This window comes from Kitasatospora sp. NPDC001664, assembly GCF_053596675.1.
In genome coordinates this window covers 175,214-195,386 of record NZ_JBSFGS010000012.1, presented here as the reverse complement: position 1 = coordinate 195,386, position 20,173 = coordinate 175,214, and the positions used below count along the sequence as shown (strand labels likewise).

The following is a 20,173-nucleotide window of genomic DNA, read 5'->3' as shown; positions in this document are numbered from 1 at the left end:
CTGACAACCTGTCAAGAGCGCACCCCGCCCCGGACGGCGACCGCCACTATTCATCAGGAACCCTGCCTGATAAATTCTGCTCCGTCAGAGCGCAGCCGTTCACTCACCAGGGGAGGGCCCAGATCCCATGGGCAGCTATCAGGACGCCCGCCGGGCCAGGATCCGGTTCGGCGTGGTCTTCGCCGTCCACGGCGCCGTGACCGGCACCTTCGTCACCAGGATCCCCTGGCTCCAGCACCACCTGGGCCTGAACGCCGGCCAGCTCGGCCTCGCGCTGCTCGCCCCGGCGATCGGCGCCTTCCTGGCGATGCCGCTGTCCGCCCGGGTGGTGGACCGCTACGGACCCCGGTCGGCGATGCGGCTGCTGATGGTCCTGTGGTGCCTGTCGCCGGCGCTGCCCGCCCTCGCACCGAACCTGCCCGCCCTCTGGGCGGCGCTCTTCGTCTACGGCGCGACCTCGGGCATGGCCTCGGTGCAGTTGAACGCCCGGGGCGTGGAGGTCGAACGCGACCTCGGACGCTCCGTCATGTCCGGTCTGCACGGCCTCTGGAGCGCCGGCGGCCTGATCGCCTCGGGCTTCGGGGTGCTCGCGGCCGGGCAGCACCTCGACGCCCGGATCCACCTGGCCGTCACCGCCGTGCTGCTCACCGCGCTCGCCGTGCCCGCCTGCAACGGACTCCCCGACCTGCGCGCCGAGGCCCACCCCACCGACGGCCCGCAGACCTCCCGGAAGGCACCGCCGCGCCTCGCGCTCCCGCCCCGGTCGGCACTCGCGATCGGCCTGGTCGGCTTCTGCGCCGTCTTCGCCGAGGGCGCCGGCATGGACTGGGCCGGGGTCTACCTGCGCGACGTGACCGGGGCCTCGCCCGCCGTCGCGGCGGCGAGCTTCACCGCCTTCGCCGCAACGATGACGGCCGCCCGCCTCACCGGTGACCTCGCCGTCCGCCGCCTCGGCCCGGTCCGTACCGTCCGCCTCGGCGGCGGGCTCGCCACGCTGGGCGGTCTGCTGGTGGTCTGCTCCGGCTCGCCCGCCACCGCCGTTCCCGGGTTCGGCCTGATCGGCATCGGCGTCGCCACCGTCGTCCCGCTGGCCTTCGCCGCCGCCGGACGCACGGCCGAACCGAGCCGGGCGATCGCCGGCGTGGCCACCATCACCTACACCGCCGGTCTGAGCGCCCCGCCGCCGTCGGCCTGATCGCCCAGACCGTCTCGCTCAGGGCGTCGTTCGTCCTGGTCGCCGCCCTCACCGGCGCCCTGGTGTGCACCGCCGGCGCCCTCCGCCACCGGCCCGCGCCGACCTCCGTCGCCGACGCCCCGTCCGAACGGACCGTCGGCGCCGTCTGAGGCGGCTCCGCGTAGCTCAACCCGCCCGCCGGGCAGCCGCCGTGGCCCCGCGCGGCTCCGTGAGCAGCAGGGCCGCGGTGAGGAGCACGCCGAGGGCGGTGAGGCCGTGCACGGTCAGAGCCGTGGTGGTGTCACCGTGCCGGGCGAGGATCAGGGACATGTCGCCGATCGGGATGGTCGCGGCCGCGAGCATCGCCCAGCCGAGCGAGCGCCGCCGGCCCGTGAGCAGCAGGACGAGGAGGATCAGCGCGAGGCCCAGGTCGCGGATGCCCTTGACCGCGAGGAAACCGGTGCCCTGCTCGGTGGGCCAGTCGGGCAGGCCGAAGCCCGAGGCCATGGTCTGCGGGGTGAGCAGGAAGCCACTGCCGAACCAGAGGACGAAGGCGATGCCGAGGGCGGCGAGGACGGTGGCGAGGTGCTTCTTCATGACGGGGATCTCCTTCGGTGACGGGCGAGCGGTTCAGCCGCGGACGCGGCGGACGGAGCGGGCGTACAGCGAGCGGCCGACGGTGTGCCACAGGAGGCGGCCGGGGAGCGGGAGTTCGGCCAGGAAGGCGGCCCGCTCCTCGGCGTCGGCGTCCTCCAGGGCGATGCCGAGGAAGAGCAGCAGCTTCGGCTTGGGCGTCGCGGCCAGGAAGTGCTCGCCGAGCCGGTTCCACTCGGCCACGGTGAGGTGGCGCTCGGCGAGCGGCAGGAGCTCGGCCTCCTCGTCGTCCAGGTGCTCCACCAGGACGGCGCGGTGCTCCGCGAGCACGGCGGCCAGCCGGTCGCGCTCCGCCTCGCCGGCCGTCGACTCCCAGGCGGGGAGCGCGGCTTCGGCCGCCGCCAGGGTGGCGGCCACCCGCTCGTGCTGGGCCTCCATCCGCAGCACCACCTCGGCCTCCAGGTCGACCCGGCCGAGCAGCAGCGGCCACAGGTGCTCGTCCTCGCCGTGGTGGTGGTTGTGCAGGCCGAGCAGGTAGTCGCGGAGGTGGGCGGTCAGGACGGCGGCCCGCGCGGTGTCGCCGGGGGCCACGGCGGCGACGAGTTCGGCCAGCAGCCCGGCCTCGCGGCGCAGGCCGCGGTGGATGACCACCATGCCGTGGGTGTCGGGGCGGACGCGGTCGTCCGTCGTGTTCCGGCCCTTGCTCGCGGTCTTGTTCTCGGTCTTGCTCGCGGTCTTGCTCTCGGTCTTCATGGTGAAGAGCTTGGCCGGGGCCTCCTGGAAGCGGTTTGGAGACGACTTGGAACCCCCGGTCCCGTCGCCCGGACGGCACCTGACGGTCCGTGAGCCGGTCCGACTAGGATGGCGCGCGCGATGGTGCGGATATCGGTTCTCGGCTCCCTGACGGCCGAACGGGACGGCGCTCCGCTACCCCTGGGCGGGCGGCGGCAGCGGTCGGTGCTGGCCCTGCTGGTGGCCTCGCGGGGCCGGGTGGTCTCGGTCGACCGGATGGTCGAGGAGCTCTGGCAGGACGCCGCCCCGGCCCAGGCGGTGACCTCCCTCCAGTCGTACGTCTCCAACCTGCGCCGCCTGCTGGAGCCCGGCCGCGCCCCGCGCACCCCCGCCCGGCTGCTGGTCAGCGCCGCCCCCGGCTACGCCCTGCGGCTGGACGAGGCGGCGGTGGACTCCTGGCGCTTCGAGCTCTTGGCGGCACGGGCCGCCACCGCACCCCCGCACCAGGCCCTCCCCCTGCTCACCGAGGCGCTGGCCCTCTGGCAGGGTCCGGCCTACGCCGAGTTCGCGGACGAGCCGTGGGCCCGTGACGCGATCGCCCGCCTGGACGAACTCCGTTTCCACGCCCGCGAGTCGGCCGTCGCGGCCCGCCTCCGGACGGGCGACCCGGCCACCGCCGTACCGGAGGCCGAGCTGCTCACCCGGGACGCCCCGCTCCGGGAGGAGGGGTGGCGGCTGTACGCGCTGGCGCTCTGGGCGGCGGGCCGTCAGGCGGACGCCCTGGCCGCGCTGCGGCGGGCGCGGGCGGTCCTCGCGGAGGAGACCGGCCTCGACCCGGGGCCGGCGCTCGCCGCTCTGGAGTCGGCCGTCCTGTCGGGCCGCACCGAGGCGCTCGCCGACCTGCTGCCCGGCCGACTCCCGCACCCTATCGGCGTGTTCGGCTCCGCTGGCACCACCCTTCCGCCTCCCGGCACGACGAGCACCCCAGCCACCACCCTCCCGCCACCGCCCGGCACGACGAGCGCTCCGCCCGCCGGCCTCCCCGCGGAACCGGCCACCGCCCCTGCGGCACGCGCACCGTTCGCCGGTCCGACAACCACCAGCGACGCACCCCCGACCCGGGTGGACCACGCTCCGGCGAGCGGCCTCACCGGCACACCGCCGACCGGGCTCACGGGACGCGTACCGTTCGTCGGCCGAGCCGCAGAGCTGGCGCAGCTCACCGCTGCCGCCGCGCGCGCCGACGCCGGCGCGGGGCCGGCCTTCGCCCTGGTGACCGGCGAGGCGGGGCTCGGGAAGTCCGCGCTGCTGGCCCGGTTCGCCGAACGGCTGCGCGCGGAGGGGTGGTTGGTGGTCTCGGGGCGGGCCGAGGACTCCGCCGGAGCACCACCCGCCTGGCCGTGGGTGCAGGCCCTGAGGGAGCTGGCGCAGACCGCGCCGCCCTCCCCCGAACAGTCCGCCCTCCTCGCCCCGCTCCTCTCCGACGACTCCCCCACCGCGCCCGCCGACCCGGGCGACGGCGCGGCGGCCCGCTTCCGCCTGCACCGCGCCGTCCACACCTGGTTGGCCGAAGCCGGGACCGACGCCACGGCCGACGCCACCACCACGACCGCGCCCGAAGCAGGCGCCGGGCCCGCCCCCGGCCGCCCCGTGGCGCTGCTCCTGGACGACCTGCACTGGGCCGACGGCGAGAGCACCGCGCTGCTCGGCGCCGCGGCCGAACTCCCCTCCGGCGCCCGGATCCTGATCGTCGGTGCGTACCGCGCCGAGGAGGCGCCCGCCGGCCTCACCGAGGCCCTGGCCCGCCTCGCCCGCCGCGAACCGGTCCGCCTCCCCCTGCCCGGCCTGGCCCCACCCGCCGCCGCCGAACTGCTCGCGGCCCTCGGCACCGGCAACGGCGACGGCAGCGGCGAAACCACCGGCACGGCCGCCGGCCCGCCCGTGAGCCCGCAGACCGTCGCCGCCCTGACCGAGCGCACCGGCGGCAACCCCTTCCACCTGCGCGAGAGCGCACGCCTGCTCGCCGCCTCCGGGGAGGCGGCGGCGCTGGGCGAAGTCCCGCAGGGCGTGCGGGACGTGGTGCGGCGTCGGTTCGCCCGGCTGCCGGCCCCGGCCGTGGCCGTGCTCCGGCTGGCGGCGCTGGTGGGCGCCGAGGCCGAGGTCGAGCTGCTGGTCACGGCTGCGGAGACCGGGGAGGAGGAGTCGCTCGACGCCCTGGAGGCCGGGGTCCTGGCCGGGTTGCTGGAGGAGCCGTCGCCGGGCCGGGTGCGGTTCGTCCACGCGCTGGTGCGCGACACCCTGCTGGCCGATCTGACGGCCCTTCGGGCCCGCCGGATGCACGGCCGGATCGCCGACGGCCTGGAACGGCTCGGCTCCACCGACGTCACCGCACTCGCCCACCACTTCGCCTCGGCGGCCTCCACCGCCACCGCCCGGCGAGCCGTCCACCACGCCCTGTCCGCAGCCGAGTTGGCCGGTCGCCGGCACGCGCACGACACCGCCGCCGCCGTCCTGACCACCGCCCTCGCCGCCTACGACCGCGTCCCGGACCCCACCCCGGCCGAGCGCGTCGACCTGCTCGGCCGCCTGCTCCGTGCCCAGGTCCGCGCCGGTGCCGTCACCCGGGCGCGGGCCACCCGGCAGCTCGCCGTCGACTCCGCGCACGGCGATCCCGCACTGCTCGCCTCCGCGCTCACCGCCTGGACGGTCCCCACCCCCTGGCAGATCCGGCCCTACGGGGAACTGGACCTGCCGCTGATCGCCCTGCTCACCGCCGAGTCGGCCCGCCCCGGCCACCCCGACGCGGTGCGGTGCGACCTGCTGCTCGCCTACTGCGCCGAGCTCTCCGACCTCCAGGACCCGCGCGCCCGCGCCGCCGCCGAGCAGGCCCTGACACTCGCGGGGGACGATCCCGTCCGTCGCGGCCGGGCACTGGCCGCGCTGCTCCGCGAGCTGGACGCGGACCGGGAGCGTCCCCGGCTCGCGCTGCTCTGTGCCGAACTGGCCGAGTCGGCGCTCACCCACGACCTGCCGGGGCTGCGGTGGTTCGGGCTCTTCACCGGCGCCTCGGCGCAGCTCTCCGCCGCCGCGGCCGACCGGCTGCTGGACGAGGCGGCGGAGGTCGCGCAGGCCTACCGGCTGCCGCAGGCGCTGATGGTGGGGCGGGCCGCGCTGGCCGTCCGGGCGGTGCTCGCGGGGCGGCCGGAGGAGGCCGAGCGGCTGTACGCGGAGGCGGCCGCCGGCATGGCCGCCCAGGGGTCCCCGCACGCGGAGGGCTTCCACCTCATCGCCCTGGCCACCATCCGCAGCCGGCAGGGCCGCCTGCCCGAACTCCTCCCCCGCCTGCGCCGGTTGGCCGACCGGTACCCGCCGGCCCGGGACGTCCTCGCGGCCGCCCTCGGCGCCGCCGGCGACCACGAGGAGGCCCGCACCGTCCTCGCCCAGGCCGGCCCGCTGCCCACCGACTTCTTCCTCAAGCTCTACGCCACCTTCCGGGCCTCCACCGTCCTCGCCCTCCAGGACCGCGCGGGCGCCGCCGCCCTCTACGCCACCCTCCTCCCCCTCCACGCCGCCCCGCCCCCTGCCGCCGGCTACACCGTCGCCATCCGCCCCGTCGCCGCCACCCTGGCCGATCTGGCCGCCTTCCTCGGCGACCCCGAGGCCTCCGCCGCGCACCACGCCGAGGCCGACGCCGTCGCCGCCCGGTGGGACCTCGCCGCGCCCTGACGCTCCGTCACGCCTTCCGGGCGACACCGCCCGCGATGCAGCGCTGACCGGCCGTCCTCGGCTTCAACTGCGGGCCGTCCGGCCACCAGTCGGCGCACGGGACCAGGCCCGGGGCGACCATGTCGAGGCCGCCGAAGAGCTGCTCCAGTTCGGCCCGGGTGGAGAAGGTGCCGCTGCCCATCATGCTGTGCAGGAACATCTCCTCCATCTTCCGGGCGGTCGCGCTGAACTCGTCCGCCGGGTCGAGGAAGTGACTGACCGCCACGTACGACCCGGGCGGCAGCGCCTCGACGTACGCGCGCATGATGTCGCGGCGGGTGCGCAGCGCCTCGCCGTTGTAGTGGTGGAGCGTGCCCATCTGCAGCAGCGCGACCGGCCGGGTCCAGTCCAGCGCGGAGCGCACGGCCTCGTCGCTCAGCAGGGCCTCCGGCTCGAAGATGTCCGCCTCGACCACCGCGACCCTCTCGTTGCCCGCGAGCAGCGCGCGGCCGTGGGCCAGCACCATCGGGTCGTTGTCCACGTAGACGACCCGGGCCTCCGGGTCGACGCGCTGGACCACGTTGTGGGTGTTCTCCGCGGTCGGCAGGCCGGAGCCGCAGTCCAGGTACTGGGTGATGCCGGCCTGGGTGGCGAGGAACCGGCAGGCGCGGATCAGGAAGGCGCGGTTCTCCAGCGCCAGGTCGACGGCCTCGGGGGCGGCCTCCAGGACGCGGCGGAGCACCTCGCGGTCCACCTCGTAGTTGTCGGTGCCGCGGAGGAAGGCGTCGTACACCCGGGCGATGCTCGGCTTCGTCGGGTCGACGTACGCGGGAACGGTCTGGTCGGACGTCATCTGGGACATGCCAGCGGACACTAGTCCCGCAGGGGCGCCGCCCACCGTCGCAACGGCGCCCCACGCGCTCAACCCACCCGTCCGTGTGACAACCGACCCGGCGTCACGCCCGCAGCGCCACCGGGGCGAGCGCCGGCCGCCGTGCGCTGCGCCCGTCCCCGGAGGAGCGGCCCCGGACGCGCCGGGCCAGCCACGGGCCCAGGAAGGCGGCGGCCCAGCGGAGCTCGGCGGCGGTGGCGCGGACGCCCGTGGCGACGGCCTGCGGCGGGAGCGGATCGGCCCAACTTCCCGAGCTGCCGGGCAGGTCGAGGGCCTGCGCCACCGCCTCGGCGATGCACCGGTGGCCGAGCGGGGAGGCGTGCAGCCGGTCCGCGGCCCACATCCGGGGGTCGGTGGATGCCTCCGGGAGGGCGGTCTCGGCGACCACCACGCCGTGCCGGGCGGCGGCCGCCCGGATGTGGTCGTTGATCTCCAGGATGCGCGGGCGCAGCGGCTTGGCCAGGGAGACGATCCGGGTGATGTCGGGGAAGGTCACGGTCGCGACCCGGGCCCCGGCCTCGGTGAGCGCGGCGAACATCGCCTCCAGCTCGCCCGCCGTCCGGGCCGGATCGAAGCCGGGCCGCAGCAGGTCGTTGACCCCGGCCACCACGGTGGCGAGGTCCGGCTTCAACTCCAGGGCGGGGCCGAGCTGTTCGGCCCGCACCTGCCCGGCCAGCCGGCCGCGCACGGCCAGGTTGGCGTACTGGAAGCCGGGCTCCAGCACCGCCAGCTGCTCGGCCAACCGGTCGGCCCAGCCACGCAGGCCGACGGTGTCGTCACCGTCGCCGACCCCCTCCGTCTGGCTGTCGCCGAGGGCGACGTAGCGCAGGTAGGGGCGCTGCTGCACAGACCTGTCCGGCTCGGTGCTGTTCGGCTCGGTGCTGTTCGGTTCAGTGCTGTTCGGTTCAGTGCTGTTCGGCACGGCTCTCCTCGCGTGCTCGCAGGACGGCCGCGATCCGCAGGCACCAGTCCCTGGTCTCCCGTTCGAACGCCACACCGCGCAGGCAGGTCAGGTAGGGCCCGATCCGCTCGCCGTGCAGCAGGTACTCGTCCTCGTCCGCGCCGCCGCGCAGCGTGTGCAGCAGCTCCACCAGGAAGTCCACCTTGGCTGCGGCGATCTCGGCGCGCTCCTCGAGCTGCGCGAGGACGGCGGCGGTGCCGATCCGGTCGGCGGCCTGCACCTTCACCATCAGGTCGTCACGGATGAAGGAGGGTTTGGCCACCGTCTCGGCGAAAGCCTCCAGTTCGGCCCGGCCGGCCTCGGTGACCTGGAAGAGCCGCTTGTTGGGCCGCCCCTCCTGGAGCACCTGACGGCCCGACACCAGGCCCTCCTTCTCCAGCTTCGCCAGCTCCGCGTAGAGCTGCTGGGGCAGGGCGTGCCAGAAGTTGGCCACCCCGATGTCGAAGGCCTTGGCCAGCTGGTAGCCGCTGAACTCGCCGTCCAGCAGCGCGGCCAGGACCGCGTGCCTGAGTGCCATCTCCGTCGCCCCTTCCCTTCCGAGGTCCGCGACGGCATCATACTCATGAAAATGACTAGTCACATTGATGACTATCGAGGAGGGCCCACCGTGCCGCTGCACCCCACCGCCGAACGCTTCCGCTCCGCCGTCGAGAAGGGCGACCACGCCGCGCTGGACGACCTCTTCAGCGCGGACGTGCGCTTCTTCAGCCCGGTGAAGTTCACCCCCTTCGAGGGGCGCCCGATGGTGGTCGGCCTGTTCGGCGTGCTGCTGAACGCCTTCGAGGACTTCCGCTACCTCGGTGAGTTCGACGGCACCGCCGAGCCGACCGCCGGCGGCGAGCCGGGCCGCTCGGCGATCCTGCCGTTCCGCACCACCGTCGACGGCAAGCAGATCCACGGGATCGACCTGCTCCAGTTCGACGAGGACGGCCGGATCGACGAGTTCACCGTCATGGTCCGCCCGCTCAGCGCCGTCCAGACCCTCTCCGCCGCCGTCCTGCGCGGCCTGGTGGCCGCCGGCCTGGTCCCCGCCCCGGCAGCCGCCGGGTCCTGACGGGGCGTCGGTCGGCGGCAGCCGCTGCTGGTGGCCAGGGCCAGTCCTCCGTGACGGGGAACACGTCGGCCTACGGGCTCGGTCCGCCGGTCTCCGGGTCCAGACCGTCCAGCGGTCCGGATCGGGATCGTTCATCGGCCAGGCCGTCTCGTCGGCGTTCATCCCGGCCCCCCGGGGCAGGACGGCCTCGGCACCGGGGCCAGGATGACGAACCCACCGAGGTCGCCCACCTCGTAGACGTCCAGCAGCGCCTTGTGGTCGCTCGGCGAGCTCACGCCCAACGACGCTTCGGCGGCCGCCCGGTCGATCCGCTCGCCGTCGGCGAAGTCCGCCGGTACGAGATCGAGCAGTACGGCCGGCTCGGAACGAATGCCCACGGTGGCGCCCCTCCGGATCGGTGAGCAGCCACCCCGGTCATCCCGGCTGACACTCGTTCACCGCCGTTCCGGCCTGACCGGGATGGACTCGGCCCGGGGGCGCCCGGCGGCCGGCTGGGCGGCGGACCCGGTGGCGGCGTTCATCGTGCCGAGCAGCTGGCGCGCCAGGCCGAGGCCGGTGCCTCCCATCGTCAGGGCCTTGGCGAACATTTCGCCCATGCCGTCGGCGCCGTTCAGCAGTACCGTGTCCTCGACGTTGCCGGTGGAAGCCCGTTGATGAGCGCCATCGGTTGTGGTCGGCGGACGGCACCTGGGAGCTTCTGCTGCACGACCCTTGCCGTCAGTACCCACGGCAGCGTGCCATCCGGCGGACGATCCCGGAGAAGGCGGACGGCCACCAGGATTCGACAAGGAGCGGTACAAGAAGCGCAACACTGTCGAGAGGGCCATCAACAAGCTGAAGAACTCCCGCACCGTCGCGACCCGTTACGGCGAGCGCGGATACGTCTTCCTCGGCACCGTCACCGTGGCCGCCCCCGTCATCTGGCTCCACACATGATCAGTCACCGTCCGGGACCTCGTCATCAGCGACCCGGAAGGCTCCCTGCGCGGCCGGCGAGCCAGACGGCAACACGCTGCTTTTCCTCGCGGTTTGCGTAAGGGCTGTCGTCACGCGTGATCCACTCCAGGTGTCGCAGGACGTTCTCCGAGCGGTCCGGGTGATGCACCGCGAGCACGTCGATGCCGGTCTCGCCCGTCGAGGCTTCGATGTACACGCTGCCATCCAGAGCCATCATGCCGAAGCCCGGGTGCCCTGAGTGCACACCCAGGAACGCCGACGCCGCGCCTCGGCCCATGATGTCCCAGCGATCCAGCAGTCGGACCCGGGTCCAGAGCGCCGGTGCAGTGTTGCCGCTGTGCAGGTGCTCCAGAGCGGCCCGGTGCGAACGGGTGCCCTGTGGAAGCTGCAGTAGGAACTCCCGCCGGTGGTCGAAGAGGCCCGAGGAGACCGCCAGGTCGTACCAGTCTGCATTGAGCCGCTCGACCAGCCGCGAGGTGCCGTACCGGTGCGAGAAGCCTCCGGCCACGTCCTCCGCACCGTATCCGCGGACGAACGGCATCGTGTCCCCTGGCACTGCGTTGGGGATCACCTCGAGGCTGGCTCGCCGCAGAGGCCGGTACACCTTGCGGTCACGTTCCTGAATACCCATCGGCTCATGTTCTACCAGGGGTCCACAGCCCCGGGCCCGCCCTTTTCCTTCACCTCCACGTGACCGGCCGGACCGCTCCCAGGTTGCGGGTCCTGCCACAAAGTCTGACGCACGACACTACAAACCCCGAAAATGCCCGAGTCGGCGAACTGACCGGAGTCCTCAACCCTGGCCCCTACCTTGAGCTTCTGCCTGCGCTGAGCACCAGCCTGCCCACGGGCGCCAAGGCATTCGCCACCGACCCGGGCCACTACGACTTCGCCGGACGGCGCTGCGTGAAGGACCTGACGCTCCACCAGGCCACCTTCTTCCACGACGGTCAAACCCTCGACCTGGGACGACCTCGGCACGCTGATCCTGGACGAGATCCTTCCGCACGACCAAGGCTGCACTCACGAGATGGCCTTCCGGCCCGGGTCGGTCATCGTTACGTGCAACGACATCACCGCTACCTGGGTCGCAGCGGACTGCGCTTAAGCCCACTGAGGTTGAAGAACAAGACTAGGGCCTGTTCTAAAAGTGGATCAGAGGACGCGTAGGATCCTGTGCCGCCAGCGGTAGGAGTTGGTTCGGCGACCGGAGGCGGCATGACGGCGCAGAGGAAAGGTCAGGACTCCGATGAACCCTTGGGCAGGGACTCGCTGGAGGACCGTGTCCGCGCGCTGACCACAGCTCTTGTCGACGGCGCTACGGCGGTCGCCGAGCAGGTTCGTGGGCTGTCCGGCGACGAGATGCACCGGATTGAGCGTGACCAGTCCGCGCCTCTCGGGGATGCCTACCGTTGCTTCCTGACGCTGATCGGTGGTGGTGCAGGGCGCTTCTTGCAGGGCAGTGACGTCTTCTATCCGCGAGTCATCGGCCTGGGCGAGGCGGCACGAGAGCTGCTGGCGGAGAACGGCGTCCCCTTCCTTCTCGCCGAGTCGGACCGGGTCATCCTCATGCACCAGGGTTACCAGTTCGATTTTCTGCGCGGCCCCGGACCTGATCCCGAGGTGTGGTCGTACTGTGAGGGCGAGGCGCCCGCCTTGAGCTTCGCCAGGTTCACCGACTGGCTGCAAGCCCACGTCACGCAGCAGACCAAGGCGTGGGCGCGGCTCGTTCCGATGTACGAGGTCGAGAAGCGGAAACCGCCATCGACACCCTCAGGAACAACGCCTGGCTCCGCACCCGTGCCACCGCCCTCGACCTACGGACCCTGATCAACCTCGGACTCACCCACAACGGCACGACCCGGCAGATCCCGGCCGCCACCTGACGGCACGACCCGGATCACACCAAGATCTTCATCAGCGTTCTACAGCGGCTTGCGCCACACCGAGACGTGCTTCGTGGAGTCCTGGGCGAACGGCGCACCGTCCCAGTCCGCGACCCGGCGCTCCGGCTCCAGACCGGCGATCCTCGCCATCAGGTCGAGTTCGGCCGGCCAGGCGTACCGGTGGCGGGAGTTGTCCCGGCGGTAGCGGCCGTCCTCGCCGTCCCGGGTGAAGTGGTGCGAGACCAGCACCTGCTCGACCAGGTCGAAGGTGTCGAAGCCGACGTGCCCCGCCGAGACGTCGAACGGCACCGCCAGCGCCCCGGGCGCCAGCAGCCGCAGCGGCGGCACCCCGAGCTCGATGACGAACCGGCCGCCGGGCTCCAGGTGGCGGGCGGCGTTGCGGAAGCACTCGACCTGCTCGTCCTGGGTGAGCAGGTTGGTGATGGTGTTGTAGACCAGGTAGACCAGGCTGAACGAGCCGGGGACGACGGTGGTCGCCATGTCCCCGACGGCCACCGGGAGGGTCTCCTCGTCCACCTTGGCCCGCAGCACCGCCGCCATGTGCGGCGAGTACTCGATCCCCACCACCGGCACCCCGCGCGCCCGCAGCGGCACCCCCACCCGCCCGGTCCCGATCGCGAACTCCAACGCCCGCCCATCTCCGGCGAGTTCGGCGAGGAAGTCCAGGACAGGCTTGAGGGCTTCCGCCGTGGAGGACTCGGCCTCCTCGGCGTCGTAGCGGTCGGCGGTCTCACGGGTCCACAGTTCGCTGCTCGTCACGGGCCGCAACGATGCCCGCCGCCCACCCCCGCTGTCGAGTGAATTACCCGTGCCCGTCGAACGGTCAGTCGGTGGCGGCCAGTTCGGCGGCCCGCCCGGGGTCGCCGCCGGCCCGGCGGAGCAGCGCGGCCACGTCGTACGAGCCCTCCCCCGCCCCGAGCGAGAGCCCGGCCTCGAAGCGCGGCCGGTACAGGCCCGCGCGCAGCTCGGGCCGCAACCGGTCGAGCGCGCACAGCAGTTCCCAGCCCGCCAGCTCCAACCGGCCCCGCTCCACCGGGTCGCAGGCCCGGACGGCGTCCTCGACCGCGCCGCCGTCGGCGTCATGGTTCCGTAGGTACGGCAGCAGCTCGGGCGAGCCCAGGATCTCGGCCGCCCGGAAGGTGTGGACGTGCGCGCCCTCGGGGTCGTCGAGCAACTCGGCCAACAGCGGTACGGCGCGCAGGTCGTGACGCCGTGCCAGGCCGCGGATTCCCTCCTCCCGGGTGTCGGCGTGCCCGTCGCCGGTCCGCTCCCAGAGCGCGGCGCGGATCTCGGCGGTGTCGACCTCGTACTGGAAGCCCAGCGTGAAGGTGGCCCAGTCCCGGACGTCCGGGTCCTCGTCCCGGGTGAGCGCGATCAGGGCCCGGACGTCCGGGCCGTCCGGCTCCCCCGTGGCCACGCTGGAGAAGGCGGTCGCCACCTGGCGGCGGACCTCCTCGTCGGGGTGCCGCGCGAGGGTCACCAGGACGGGGACGGCGCGCGGGTCGTAGGTCTGCCCGACGGCACGGGCCAACGCCGCCAGGACCTCGGCGTCGGTCTCCCGCTCCGCGAGCGCGACCAGTGCGGCCACCACCTCGGGCTTGACCTCGTCGTGACGGTCGGCAGCGTTGCCCAGCAGCCGGCACCCGAGCTCACGCTCGGCCGGGTCCGGCGAACCGATCGACTCCAGCCCGAGCGCCAGCGCGCCCGGCCCGTCCTCCGCCGCCCGCCAGAGCAGGCCTCCGTACTCGTCCCAGTCGTCCGTCTGCTCCGCGATCCGGGCCGCCGCCCGCGCCCGCTCCGCCCACTCCGCCGCCGCCGTGCCCGTGTCCATCCGGGCAGTGTGCCGTACGGATCCCGCCCACACGAAGGGGTTTCCGCAGGTCAGGCGCCGACGGTCTCAGATCACCTCGGCGAGGAACCGTCGCAGGCGCGGGCTCTCCGGAGCACCGAACACCGCCTCGGGCGGGCCTGACTCGACCACCACACCCCCGTCCATGAAGGCGACGCCGTCCGAGACCGAACGGGCGAAGCCCATCTCGTGGGTGACCACGACCATGGTCATGCCCTCCTTGCCGAGGTCGGCCATCAACGACAGGACGCCCTTGACCAGTTCGGGGTCGAGCGCGGAGGTCGCCTCGTCGAAGAGCATCACCCGGGGCCGCATCGCGAGCGCCCGGGCGATGGCCACCCGCTGCTGCTGCCCGCCGGAGAGCTGGCCGGGCCGGACGTCCGCCTTGTGCCGCAGCCCGACCAGGTCGAGCTGACGGCGGGCGGCCTCGACCGCCTCCTCCTTCGGGAGACCGCGCAGCTTGCGCAGCGGGAGCGTGAGGTTGCGCTCCACGCTCAGGTGCGGGAAGAGGTTGAACTGCTGGAACACCATGCCGATGTGCCGGCGCAGCAGGTCGGGGCTGCGCCCGAGCACGCTCTCGCCGTCCAACAGGACGTCGCCCCGGTCGGGTTCCACCAGCCGGTTGATCGTCCGCAACAGTGTCGACTTCCCCGAGCCGGAGGGGCCGATCACCGAGACGGTGTGCCCCTTCGGGACGTCGAGGTCCACGCCGCGCAGGATCCGGTTGCCACCCAGTGCGAGGTGCAGGTCACGGGCGGTCAGACTGACGGGTGAGAAGTCCGTGTCAGACACGTGCCGCTCCTTCGGGGACGGGCGCCGGATCGGTGGCGGCCTCGGGTTCGACGACCTCGCGCCCGTTCCGGAGCCGCCGGTCGATGACGTTGACCAGGTGGGTCAGCGGCACGGTGAGCAGGAGGTAGAAGAGTCCGGCCAGGACCAGGGCGGACTCGTTGCCGGTGTTGGCGGCCGCGTCCTGGCCGATCCGGAACAGGTCGCGCTGATCGGCCATCAGCCCGAGGAAGTAGATCAGGCTGGAGTCCTTGATCAGCGCGATGAGCTGGTTGACCCAGGCCGGCAGGATCCGCCGCACTCCCAGCGGTACGACGACCAGCCGCATCGCGGCCGCGTAGGAGAACCCGAGGGCCCGGGCAGCCTCCAGCTGCCCGGCCTCCACGCTCTGGATGCCGGAGCGGAAGATCTCGCCGAAGTAGGCGGCGGCGATCAGCGAGAGCGCCAGGATGCCGAGCGGATAGGGGTCGGGCCCCCAGATCAGCATGCCCTGCGGGGCCAGCCCGACCCCGATCAACAGGATGGTGACCGCGGCCGGCAGGCCGCGGAACACGTCCGTGTAGACCCGGGCCGGCCACCGCAGCCAGCGGGTCCTGGCGATCCCGGCGACCGCCAGGAGCAGACCGAGGACGGTGCCGAGGACGGCCGAACTCACGGCGAGGACCAGCGTGTTGGGCACGCCGGTGGTGAGCAGGTCGGGGATCGCGGAGCGCATCGACTCCCAGTTGAAGAACGTCTCCGCCAGCGTGCCCAGCTGGTCCACGTCGGTCTCCTGTCCTCTGGATAACTAGGTGACGGTCGGTCAGGAGGACGGCGTGGCGCCCGCGGCCGCAACCGGCGGGAAGGCGACCGAGCCGCTGCCCGGCTTGAAGCCCTCGGGGATCGGACGGCCCGGGTAGTACTGCTGCTGGAGCTTGGTCCAGGTGCCGTCGGCGATGACCTCGTCGAGCGCCTTGTTCAGCGCGGTCAGCAGCTCCGGGCGGTCCAGCGCCACCGCGAAGGCGGTCGGCGAGGAGCTGAGCTGCTTCTGCGCCAGCACCACCTTGCCGCCACTGTCGTTGGCGCTCTTCTCGCCGATCTCGGCCGGGGATATCCAGGCCTCGGCGGTGCCGGTCTTCAGCTGGTTGAGCGCGCTGTTGTAGTCCGGGACGCGCACCGGGTCGAGCTTGTTCTTGGTGGCGTAGTCGTCCTGCACCGTGCCCTGGACGACCACGACGCGCTTGCCCGCGAGCTGGTCGAAGCTCTTGATCGGCGAGCCGGCGGGCACGTCCAGCCCGAAGTAGCCGAAGTCGTAGCCGTTGGTGAAGGCCACCGTCTTCTTGCGGGCCTCGGTGATGGTGATGGACGAACTGCCCACGTCGAACTTGCGGTTGGCGACCTGCGAGAGCAGCGCGGAGAAGTCGGTGGAGGCGAACTGCACCTTGAGGCCGGCCTTCGCGGCGACGGCGGTGAAGAGGTCGTTGTCGAAGCCGGTGAACTTGCCGTCCTTGAGGTAGACGTTCGGCGGCGCGTCGGAGAGCGTGCCGACGTGGACGGTGCCCGCCTCGTTCAGCTTGTACGGGTTGTCGGCGGACTTCGAGGAGGACGAGCTGCCGGCGCTGCTGCAAGCGGTGAGCGCGGAGAGCGAGACGGCGGCGGCGAGGGCGGCGACCAGGACACGGCGCGAGCGCATGGGGAACTCCAGGGATGGCGGAGGAGCAGGAAGGAGGTGCGCGCGAGGAGCCCCGCACCGGCTGTGGTGACCGGGACGGGACGCGCGCGAGGAGATGCCGGACCGGCCCGTTCACGGGCATGCCGGTGAGGATGGAGCGAAGGGAGGAACGCGGCGGACAGTCGGCCTCAGGGCCGGAGAAGGGCGCGCGTCAGCAGCTGGGGCGACAGCTCGTCGCCGTCACACGGCGCAGGTCGATGTGCCTGCGCGAAACGAGGTATCCAGCCATGCGGGCACTATGCGTGGTGATCGTCCACGGAGTCAAATCACATGATCCCCACAACGGCCGTCCCGGGACGTGTGCCAGGATGCCCGGATGATCAACCACGACGCCCCGCGCGGTGACGCCCTGTCAGGGCCTCCCGTGCTCGTACTGGACGACAGGACGGTCCTGCGGCCCTGGGAACCCTCCGATGCCGGGGCCCTGCTGACGGCCGGCCAGGAGCCGGAGATCCAGCGGTGGAACCTGTTCACGGTGGGGTCGGCGGAGCAGGCGCGGGGGCGGATCGCCCGGATGCGGGAGCGGTGGGAGGCCGGGACGGGGGCGGTCTGGGCCATCGCGGACCACTCCGGACCCGTCGGGCTGATCGGCTGCAACGAGCTCGATCTCACCAATCGCAGCGCGGAGTTGGTCTACTGGCTGCTCCCGGCCGCCCGCGGCCGCGGGCTCGCGGTGGCGTCCGTCCGCCGGGTCACCCGCTGGGCGGTGGAGGAGTTCGGCCTGCACCGGCTCCGGCTCTGCCACTCCACCGCCAACCCGGCGTCCTGCCGCGTGGCGCAGAAGGCGGGGTACGCCTTCGAGGGCACCATGCGCGGAGCCCTCCTGCACGAGGACGGGTGGCACGACCAACACCTCCACGCCTTCCTCCGCGGCGACCCGCTCACGGAGTGACCGGCATGGACGACCGGGCGTCGGTCCGGGTCGACGCGAGGTGCGACGGGTCCGTTCGGGTGAGGTGTCCGTAGCTGGCGGGGCGTCAGCACGGGAGCAGGGCGGTTCGGTTGCTAGCTTGCCGCTCACCGGCTGTCGGTACCTACGGAGATGATGATGGTTTCGCTGCGTTCGGCGTTGCGCCTGGTCGGCATCGGCGCCGTGGCGGGTGCCCAGGTGCTCGGCGCGCTCCTCGTGGCCGCGCTGCGGCCGCGCTTCGAGGCGATCTTCCGGCGGGACTGACGGCCGCCGCCGGCACCTGCGTTCGGGCCCGTCGCGTGACGAGGGGTCAGACCTGGGAGGGATGCTCGTCGGGCGGGGTGGAGCGCAGGCCGATGGCCTGGCGGAGGAGGGCGTCGGCCTCGCCGTTGGCGTTCTGGTCGAGACCGTCGTAGGCGTCATAGAGGGCGTCGACGTCCTCGTCCCCGGTCTCGTTGAGCTTCTTGCCCTGGGTGACGAGACGGTCCAACTCGATCTGGAGGTCGGCGAGTTCCGGCCGACCGGGGTGACTCCAGGCCACCTTGGCCAGCTTGCTCTTGGTGGCGGTGGCGGCGTCGGCGACCGTACGGCCCCACTCCTGGTAGTCGTCGGTCGCGTCCTCGAGCTCTTCGATCGGCGCGCCCGCGAGGGCGACGTCCAGCTCCCGGGTGGCCTCCAGGTACCCGTACTGCTCGGCGGTCCAGCGGGACTGGTCCTGGTGGAGGGTGCCGGTGCGGAGCTCCTCGGAGTCGAAGAGGCAGATGGCCCGCTTGGTGGCCGGCCAGGCCTCGCGGTCGGGGTAGATGGTGGTGGACTCGACGGTGGCCGGGATGGTCCAGTGGTCCGGGGTGTAGGCGTACTGGGGGGCGATGCACTGCAGCGAGACCGTGCGCTCCAGCCGGCTGGTGCCGGGGTAGTCGGCGCCGGGGAGGTGGGCGACGCCGAACACCTCCCCGTGGTGCGGCTCGCCGCACGGCACCACCGTGAAGCGGGCCCGGACCGCCCGACGCCCGGTGGCCTCCTTCATGCAGTCCCCGGCCTTGAGGTCGAAGACCGCGACCCCGCCGGCCGACTGCTCCACGCCCTCCTGGAACGCCGCCACCACGAACGGCGCCAACGCCAGCGTCACCAGGGCCCAGCAGGAGGAGAGCACGATGCCCGCCACCGCCATGCCCTTGCCGCGCTGCGGCCGCCGCTTGAGCTGCCGCAGCGCGGCGATGCCGAGCCCGAGGCCGAGGGTCCAGGCCAGACAGAACAGCCCGAAGATCCCGAGGACCAGCGAGGCGACGGCCAACCCGTTGGTACCGGGCGCCGGCAACGGCGGCCCCTGCCAGTACGGCCCACCGGCGTACGGACCGCTCGCGTACGGGTCACCGGCATGCGGCCCACCGGTGTACCCACCGCCTGCGTACGGACCACCTGCGTACGGACCACCGGCATACGGGTCGCTGGTGAACGGAGCGGCCGGGTACGAAGCACCGTGCGGCGGCTGGTAGGACGTCGCCGGCCCGTACGGTTCGTCCGTGACCTGCGGCGGCACGTAGGCGTACGGGTCGGCCGCCGGAGCGGCGCCAGGAGCGCCGGAGTCGCCGGAGTCGGCGGGCGCGGACCAGTCGGTGGCGGCCGGGGTGGCGCTCGGCTGGCTGGACTGGTCGGGCTCGGACGACAAGGGGCTCCCCCGGAAGGCACGGTTCCGTCGGCGCGACGGTTGCGCGAATATAGCCGATCGTCCGATGGTCTTCCCAGGGGGATCCCAGGTCATCCGGCCCGCAGCCCTGTGATCTGTCAGTGGCGGGCCGTACGCTCACGTCCCATGGACGGGAACCAGGCGGAGCCCACGGAGGCCCGGGAGGCCACCGGGCCGGCGGTGCGGGGGTGGACGGCGACGGGGCTGCGCTGGCGCGAGGGCGTGCCGCAGCTGACGGCCGCCCGCGGAACGGAGGAGCACCGCCGCGAGATCGGCACGGGCACCCGGATCGGCTGGGAGGTGGCCGGGCCCCGCCGCTGCACCGGCATCCGGACGGCGCACCGCCACCACCCCTGCCCCACCTCGGCCCTGCTCGACCCGGCCGGGAAGTCCGGCCAGTGCCCGTCCTGCCAGGACGCGGACCAGGGGCTGGCACTGGCCCGGGACCGGGTGGTGGACGACGGGCGGACGTACCGGCTGTACCTGGCCTGGTTCGGCCCGGGCCTGGCGAAGGTCGGCCTGACGGCGGAGCAGCGCGGCAGCGCACGGCTGCTGGAGCAGGCGGCCCCGGTCTGGACCTTCCTGGCGCGCGGGCCGCTGCCCGGGGTGCGGCGGGCGGAGCTGACGGTGGCCCAGGCGGGGCTGGCCCGGGAGCGGTTCACCACCAAGGCCAAGAACCAGGGGTGGTGGCACCTGCCCGGGCCGCGGGGGCGGGCGGAGGCCGTCAGGGCGCTGCGGGCCGAGGTGCTGCCGGTGCTGGCCGGGCACGCGGTGGAGCTCTTCCCGGACGGGCCGGTGGTCGATCAGGTGGAGCTGTTCGGCCTGGCCGAGGGGCCACCGCCGGCGTACCGGGAGGTCACGGCGCTCTCCGACGGGGCCCGGCTGAGCGGGGTGCTGCACGCACCGGTCGGCCAGCAGCTCTTCCTGACGCCCGATCAGTCCCCGCCCGTCCCCGGCCGCGAGCACGTCCCCGGTCGCGAGCCCGTGCCCGGCCGCGAGCCCGTCCCGCTGCTGCTGGACACCCGCCTGCTCACCGGCTGGACGCTCCGCCCGTGCGCCCCGGCGCCCTGTACGGGCCTCACCGAGCTGCTCCGCTCCCGCCCGGTCGAGCAGACCGCGCTGTTCTGACCGCCCCTGACCACCGGGTGATCCGCACCGCCGCCACTGCCACGCCCCCCGTGCGCCCCGGCGTACCACCGTCGGCACCCCGGCGCCGTTGTGACGGGATGTGGACAGCGGGAAGCATGAGGG

At 73.3% G+C, this 20,173-nt stretch carries 19 protein-coding genes and 3 pseudogenes; 8 read left to right on the top strand and 14 right to left on the bottom strand.

All coding sequences use genetic code 11. From position 1 onward, the window contains the following. Positions 1-127: 127 nt before the first annotated feature. Positions 128-1,344, top strand: a pseudogene (locus tag ACWCYY_RS19125) (MFS transporter). A 16-nt stretch (positions 1,345-1,360) separates the two neighbouring features. On the opposite strand, the gene ACWCYY_RS19120 reads toward ACWCYY_RS19125, so the two are convergent. After that, positions 1,361-1,771, bottom strand: a complete 411-nt coding sequence (locus ACWCYY_RS19120) for a DUF4267 domain-containing protein (protein ID WP_345288331.1) — start codon at positions 1,769-1,771, stop codon at positions 1,361-1,363. A 33-nt stretch (positions 1,772-1,804) separates the two neighbouring features. After that, positions 1,805-2,521 carry a hemerythrin domain-containing protein gene (locus ACWCYY_RS19115; protein WP_449796719.1) on the bottom strand — a complete coding sequence of 239 codons (717 nt, stop codon included), beginning with the start codon at positions 2,519-2,521 and terminating at the stop codon, positions 1,805-1,807. Between the two features lie 120 nt (positions 2,522-2,641). On the opposite strand from ACWCYY_RS19115, the gene ACWCYY_RS19110 reads away from it, so the two are divergent. Next, positions 2,642-6,226 (top strand): BTAD domain-containing putative transcriptional regulator, encoded by a 3,585-nt coding sequence (locus tag ACWCYY_RS19110; protein WP_449796718.1) that lies wholly within the window; start codon positions 2,642-2,644, stop codon positions 6,224-6,226. 7 nt (positions 6,227-6,233) lie between these two features. Here ACWCYY_RS19110 and ACWCYY_RS19105 read toward each other — a convergent pair whose 3' ends face one another. The 3 genes from ACWCYY_RS19105 to ACWCYY_RS19095 all read right to left on the bottom strand — a co-directional run bounded on the left by ACWCYY_RS19105 (position 6,234) and on the right by ACWCYY_RS19095 (position 8,575). Continuing rightward, entirely contained in the window at positions 6,234-7,067 is an 834-nt protein-coding gene (locus ACWCYY_RS19105; RefSeq protein WP_345288326.1) for an SAM-dependent methyltransferase, read from the bottom strand. A gap of 94 nt (positions 7,068-7,161) precedes the next feature. Continuing rightward, positions 7,162-7,944: an SGNH/GDSL hydrolase family protein gene (locus ACWCYY_RS19100; RefSeq protein WP_449796769.1), complete on the bottom strand. Its 783-nt coding sequence runs from the start codon at positions 7,942-7,944 to the stop codon at positions 7,162-7,164. A 58-nt stretch (positions 7,945-8,002) separates the two neighbouring features. After that, entirely contained in the window at positions 8,003-8,575 is a 573-nt protein-coding gene (locus ACWCYY_RS19095; RefSeq protein ID WP_345288324.1) for a PadR family transcriptional regulator, read from the bottom strand. Positions 8,576-8,671: 96 nt separating this feature from the next. On the opposite strand from ACWCYY_RS19095, the gene ACWCYY_RS19090 reads away from it, so the two are divergent. Beyond that, entirely contained in the window at positions 8,672-9,112 is a 441-nt protein-coding gene (locus ACWCYY_RS19090; protein WP_449796768.1) for a nuclear transport factor 2 family protein, read from the top strand. 158 nt (positions 9,113-9,270) lie between these two features. Here ACWCYY_RS19090 and ACWCYY_RS19085 read toward each other — a convergent pair whose 3' ends face one another. Beyond that, on the bottom strand, positions 9,271-9,489 hold the full coding sequence (locus ACWCYY_RS19085) for a hypothetical protein (RefSeq protein ID WP_449796717.1): 219 nt from the start codon (positions 9,487-9,489) through the stop codon (positions 9,271-9,273). A gap of 57 nt (positions 9,490-9,546) precedes the next feature. Then, a pseudogene (locus ACWCYY_RS19080) lies at positions 9,547-9,750 on the bottom strand (flotillin family protein); the annotation flags it as partial. Between the two features lie 121 nt (positions 9,751-9,871). On the opposite strand from ACWCYY_RS19080, the pseudogene ACWCYY_RS19075 reads away from it, so the two are divergent. Further along, positions 9,872-10,048, top strand: a pseudogene (locus ACWCYY_RS19075) (IS5/IS1182 family transposase); the annotation flags it as partial. Between the two features lie 25 nt (positions 10,049-10,073). Here the strand turns inward: ACWCYY_RS19075 and ACWCYY_RS19070 are convergent. Further along, positions 10,074-10,700, bottom strand: coding sequence for a hypothetical protein (locus ACWCYY_RS19070; RefSeq protein WP_449796716.1), 627 nt, complete (start codon positions 10,698-10,700; stop codon positions 10,074-10,076). A 587-nt stretch (positions 10,701-11,287) separates the two neighbouring features. On the opposite strand from ACWCYY_RS19070, the gene ACWCYY_RS19065 reads away from it, so the two are divergent. Next, on the top strand, positions 11,288-11,899 hold the full coding sequence (locus ACWCYY_RS19065; protein ID WP_449796715.1) for a hypothetical protein: 612 nt from the start codon (positions 11,288-11,290) through the stop codon (positions 11,897-11,899). A gap of 95 nt (positions 11,900-11,994) precedes the next feature. Here the strand turns inward: ACWCYY_RS19065 and ACWCYY_RS19060 are convergent, their stop codons facing one another. From ACWCYY_RS19060 to ACWCYY_RS19040, 5 genes are all read right to left on the bottom strand, one after another. Continuing rightward, entirely contained in the window at positions 11,995-12,735 is a 741-nt protein-coding gene (locus tag ACWCYY_RS19060; RefSeq protein WP_380149996.1) for a class I SAM-dependent DNA methyltransferase, read from the bottom strand. A gap of 64 nt (positions 12,736-12,799) precedes the next feature. After that, positions 12,800-13,807, bottom strand: a complete 1,008-nt coding sequence (locus tag ACWCYY_RS19055) for a HEAT repeat domain-containing protein (protein ID WP_449796714.1) — start codon at positions 13,805-13,807, stop codon at positions 12,800-12,802. Between the two features lie 66 nt (positions 13,808-13,873). Next, positions 13,874-14,617: an amino acid ABC transporter ATP-binding protein gene (locus ACWCYY_RS19050; RefSeq protein WP_380149997.1), complete on the bottom strand. Its 744-nt coding sequence runs from the start codon at positions 14,615-14,617 to the stop codon at positions 13,874-13,876. Continuing rightward, positions 14,610-15,377, bottom strand: a complete 768-nt coding sequence (locus tag ACWCYY_RS19045) for an amino acid ABC transporter permease (protein ID WP_380149998.1) — start codon at positions 15,375-15,377, stop codon at positions 14,610-14,612. The genes ACWCYY_RS19050 and ACWCYY_RS19045 overlap by 8 nt, the downstream gene beginning before the upstream one ends. 39 nt (positions 15,378-15,416) lie before the next feature. Then, positions 15,417-16,286 (bottom strand): ABC transporter substrate-binding protein, encoded by an 870-nt coding sequence (locus ACWCYY_RS19040; protein WP_449796713.1) that lies wholly within the window; start codon positions 16,284-16,286, stop codon positions 15,417-15,419. A gap of 355 nt (positions 16,287-16,641) precedes the next feature. Here ACWCYY_RS19040 and ACWCYY_RS19035 point away from each other — a divergent pair, with 355 nt between their 5' ends. After that, a complete protein-coding gene (locus ACWCYY_RS19035) occupies positions 16,642-17,217 on the top strand; it encodes a GNAT family N-acetyltransferase (RefSeq protein WP_449796712.1) in 576 nt (191 codons plus the stop codon). A gap of 150 nt (positions 17,218-17,367) precedes the next feature. After that, positions 17,368-17,499 (top strand): hypothetical protein, encoded by a 132-nt coding sequence (locus ACWCYY_RS19030; protein WP_449796711.1) that lies wholly within the window; start codon positions 17,368-17,370, stop codon positions 17,497-17,499. A 46-nt stretch (positions 17,500-17,545) separates the two neighbouring features. On the opposite strand, the gene ACWCYY_RS19025 is transcribed toward ACWCYY_RS19030, so the two are convergent. After that, positions 17,546-18,904, bottom strand: coding sequence for a DUF4190 domain-containing protein (locus ACWCYY_RS19025; RefSeq protein ID WP_449796710.1), 1,359 nt, complete (start codon positions 18,902-18,904; stop codon positions 17,546-17,548). 144 nt (positions 18,905-19,048) lie between these two features. On the opposite strand from ACWCYY_RS19025, the gene ACWCYY_RS19020 reads away from it, so the two are divergent. Beyond that, a complete protein-coding gene (locus tag ACWCYY_RS19020) occupies positions 19,049-20,050 on the top strand; it encodes a hypothetical protein (protein ID WP_449796709.1) in 1,002 nt (333 codons plus the stop codon). Positions 20,051-20,173 lie beyond the last annotated feature (123 nt).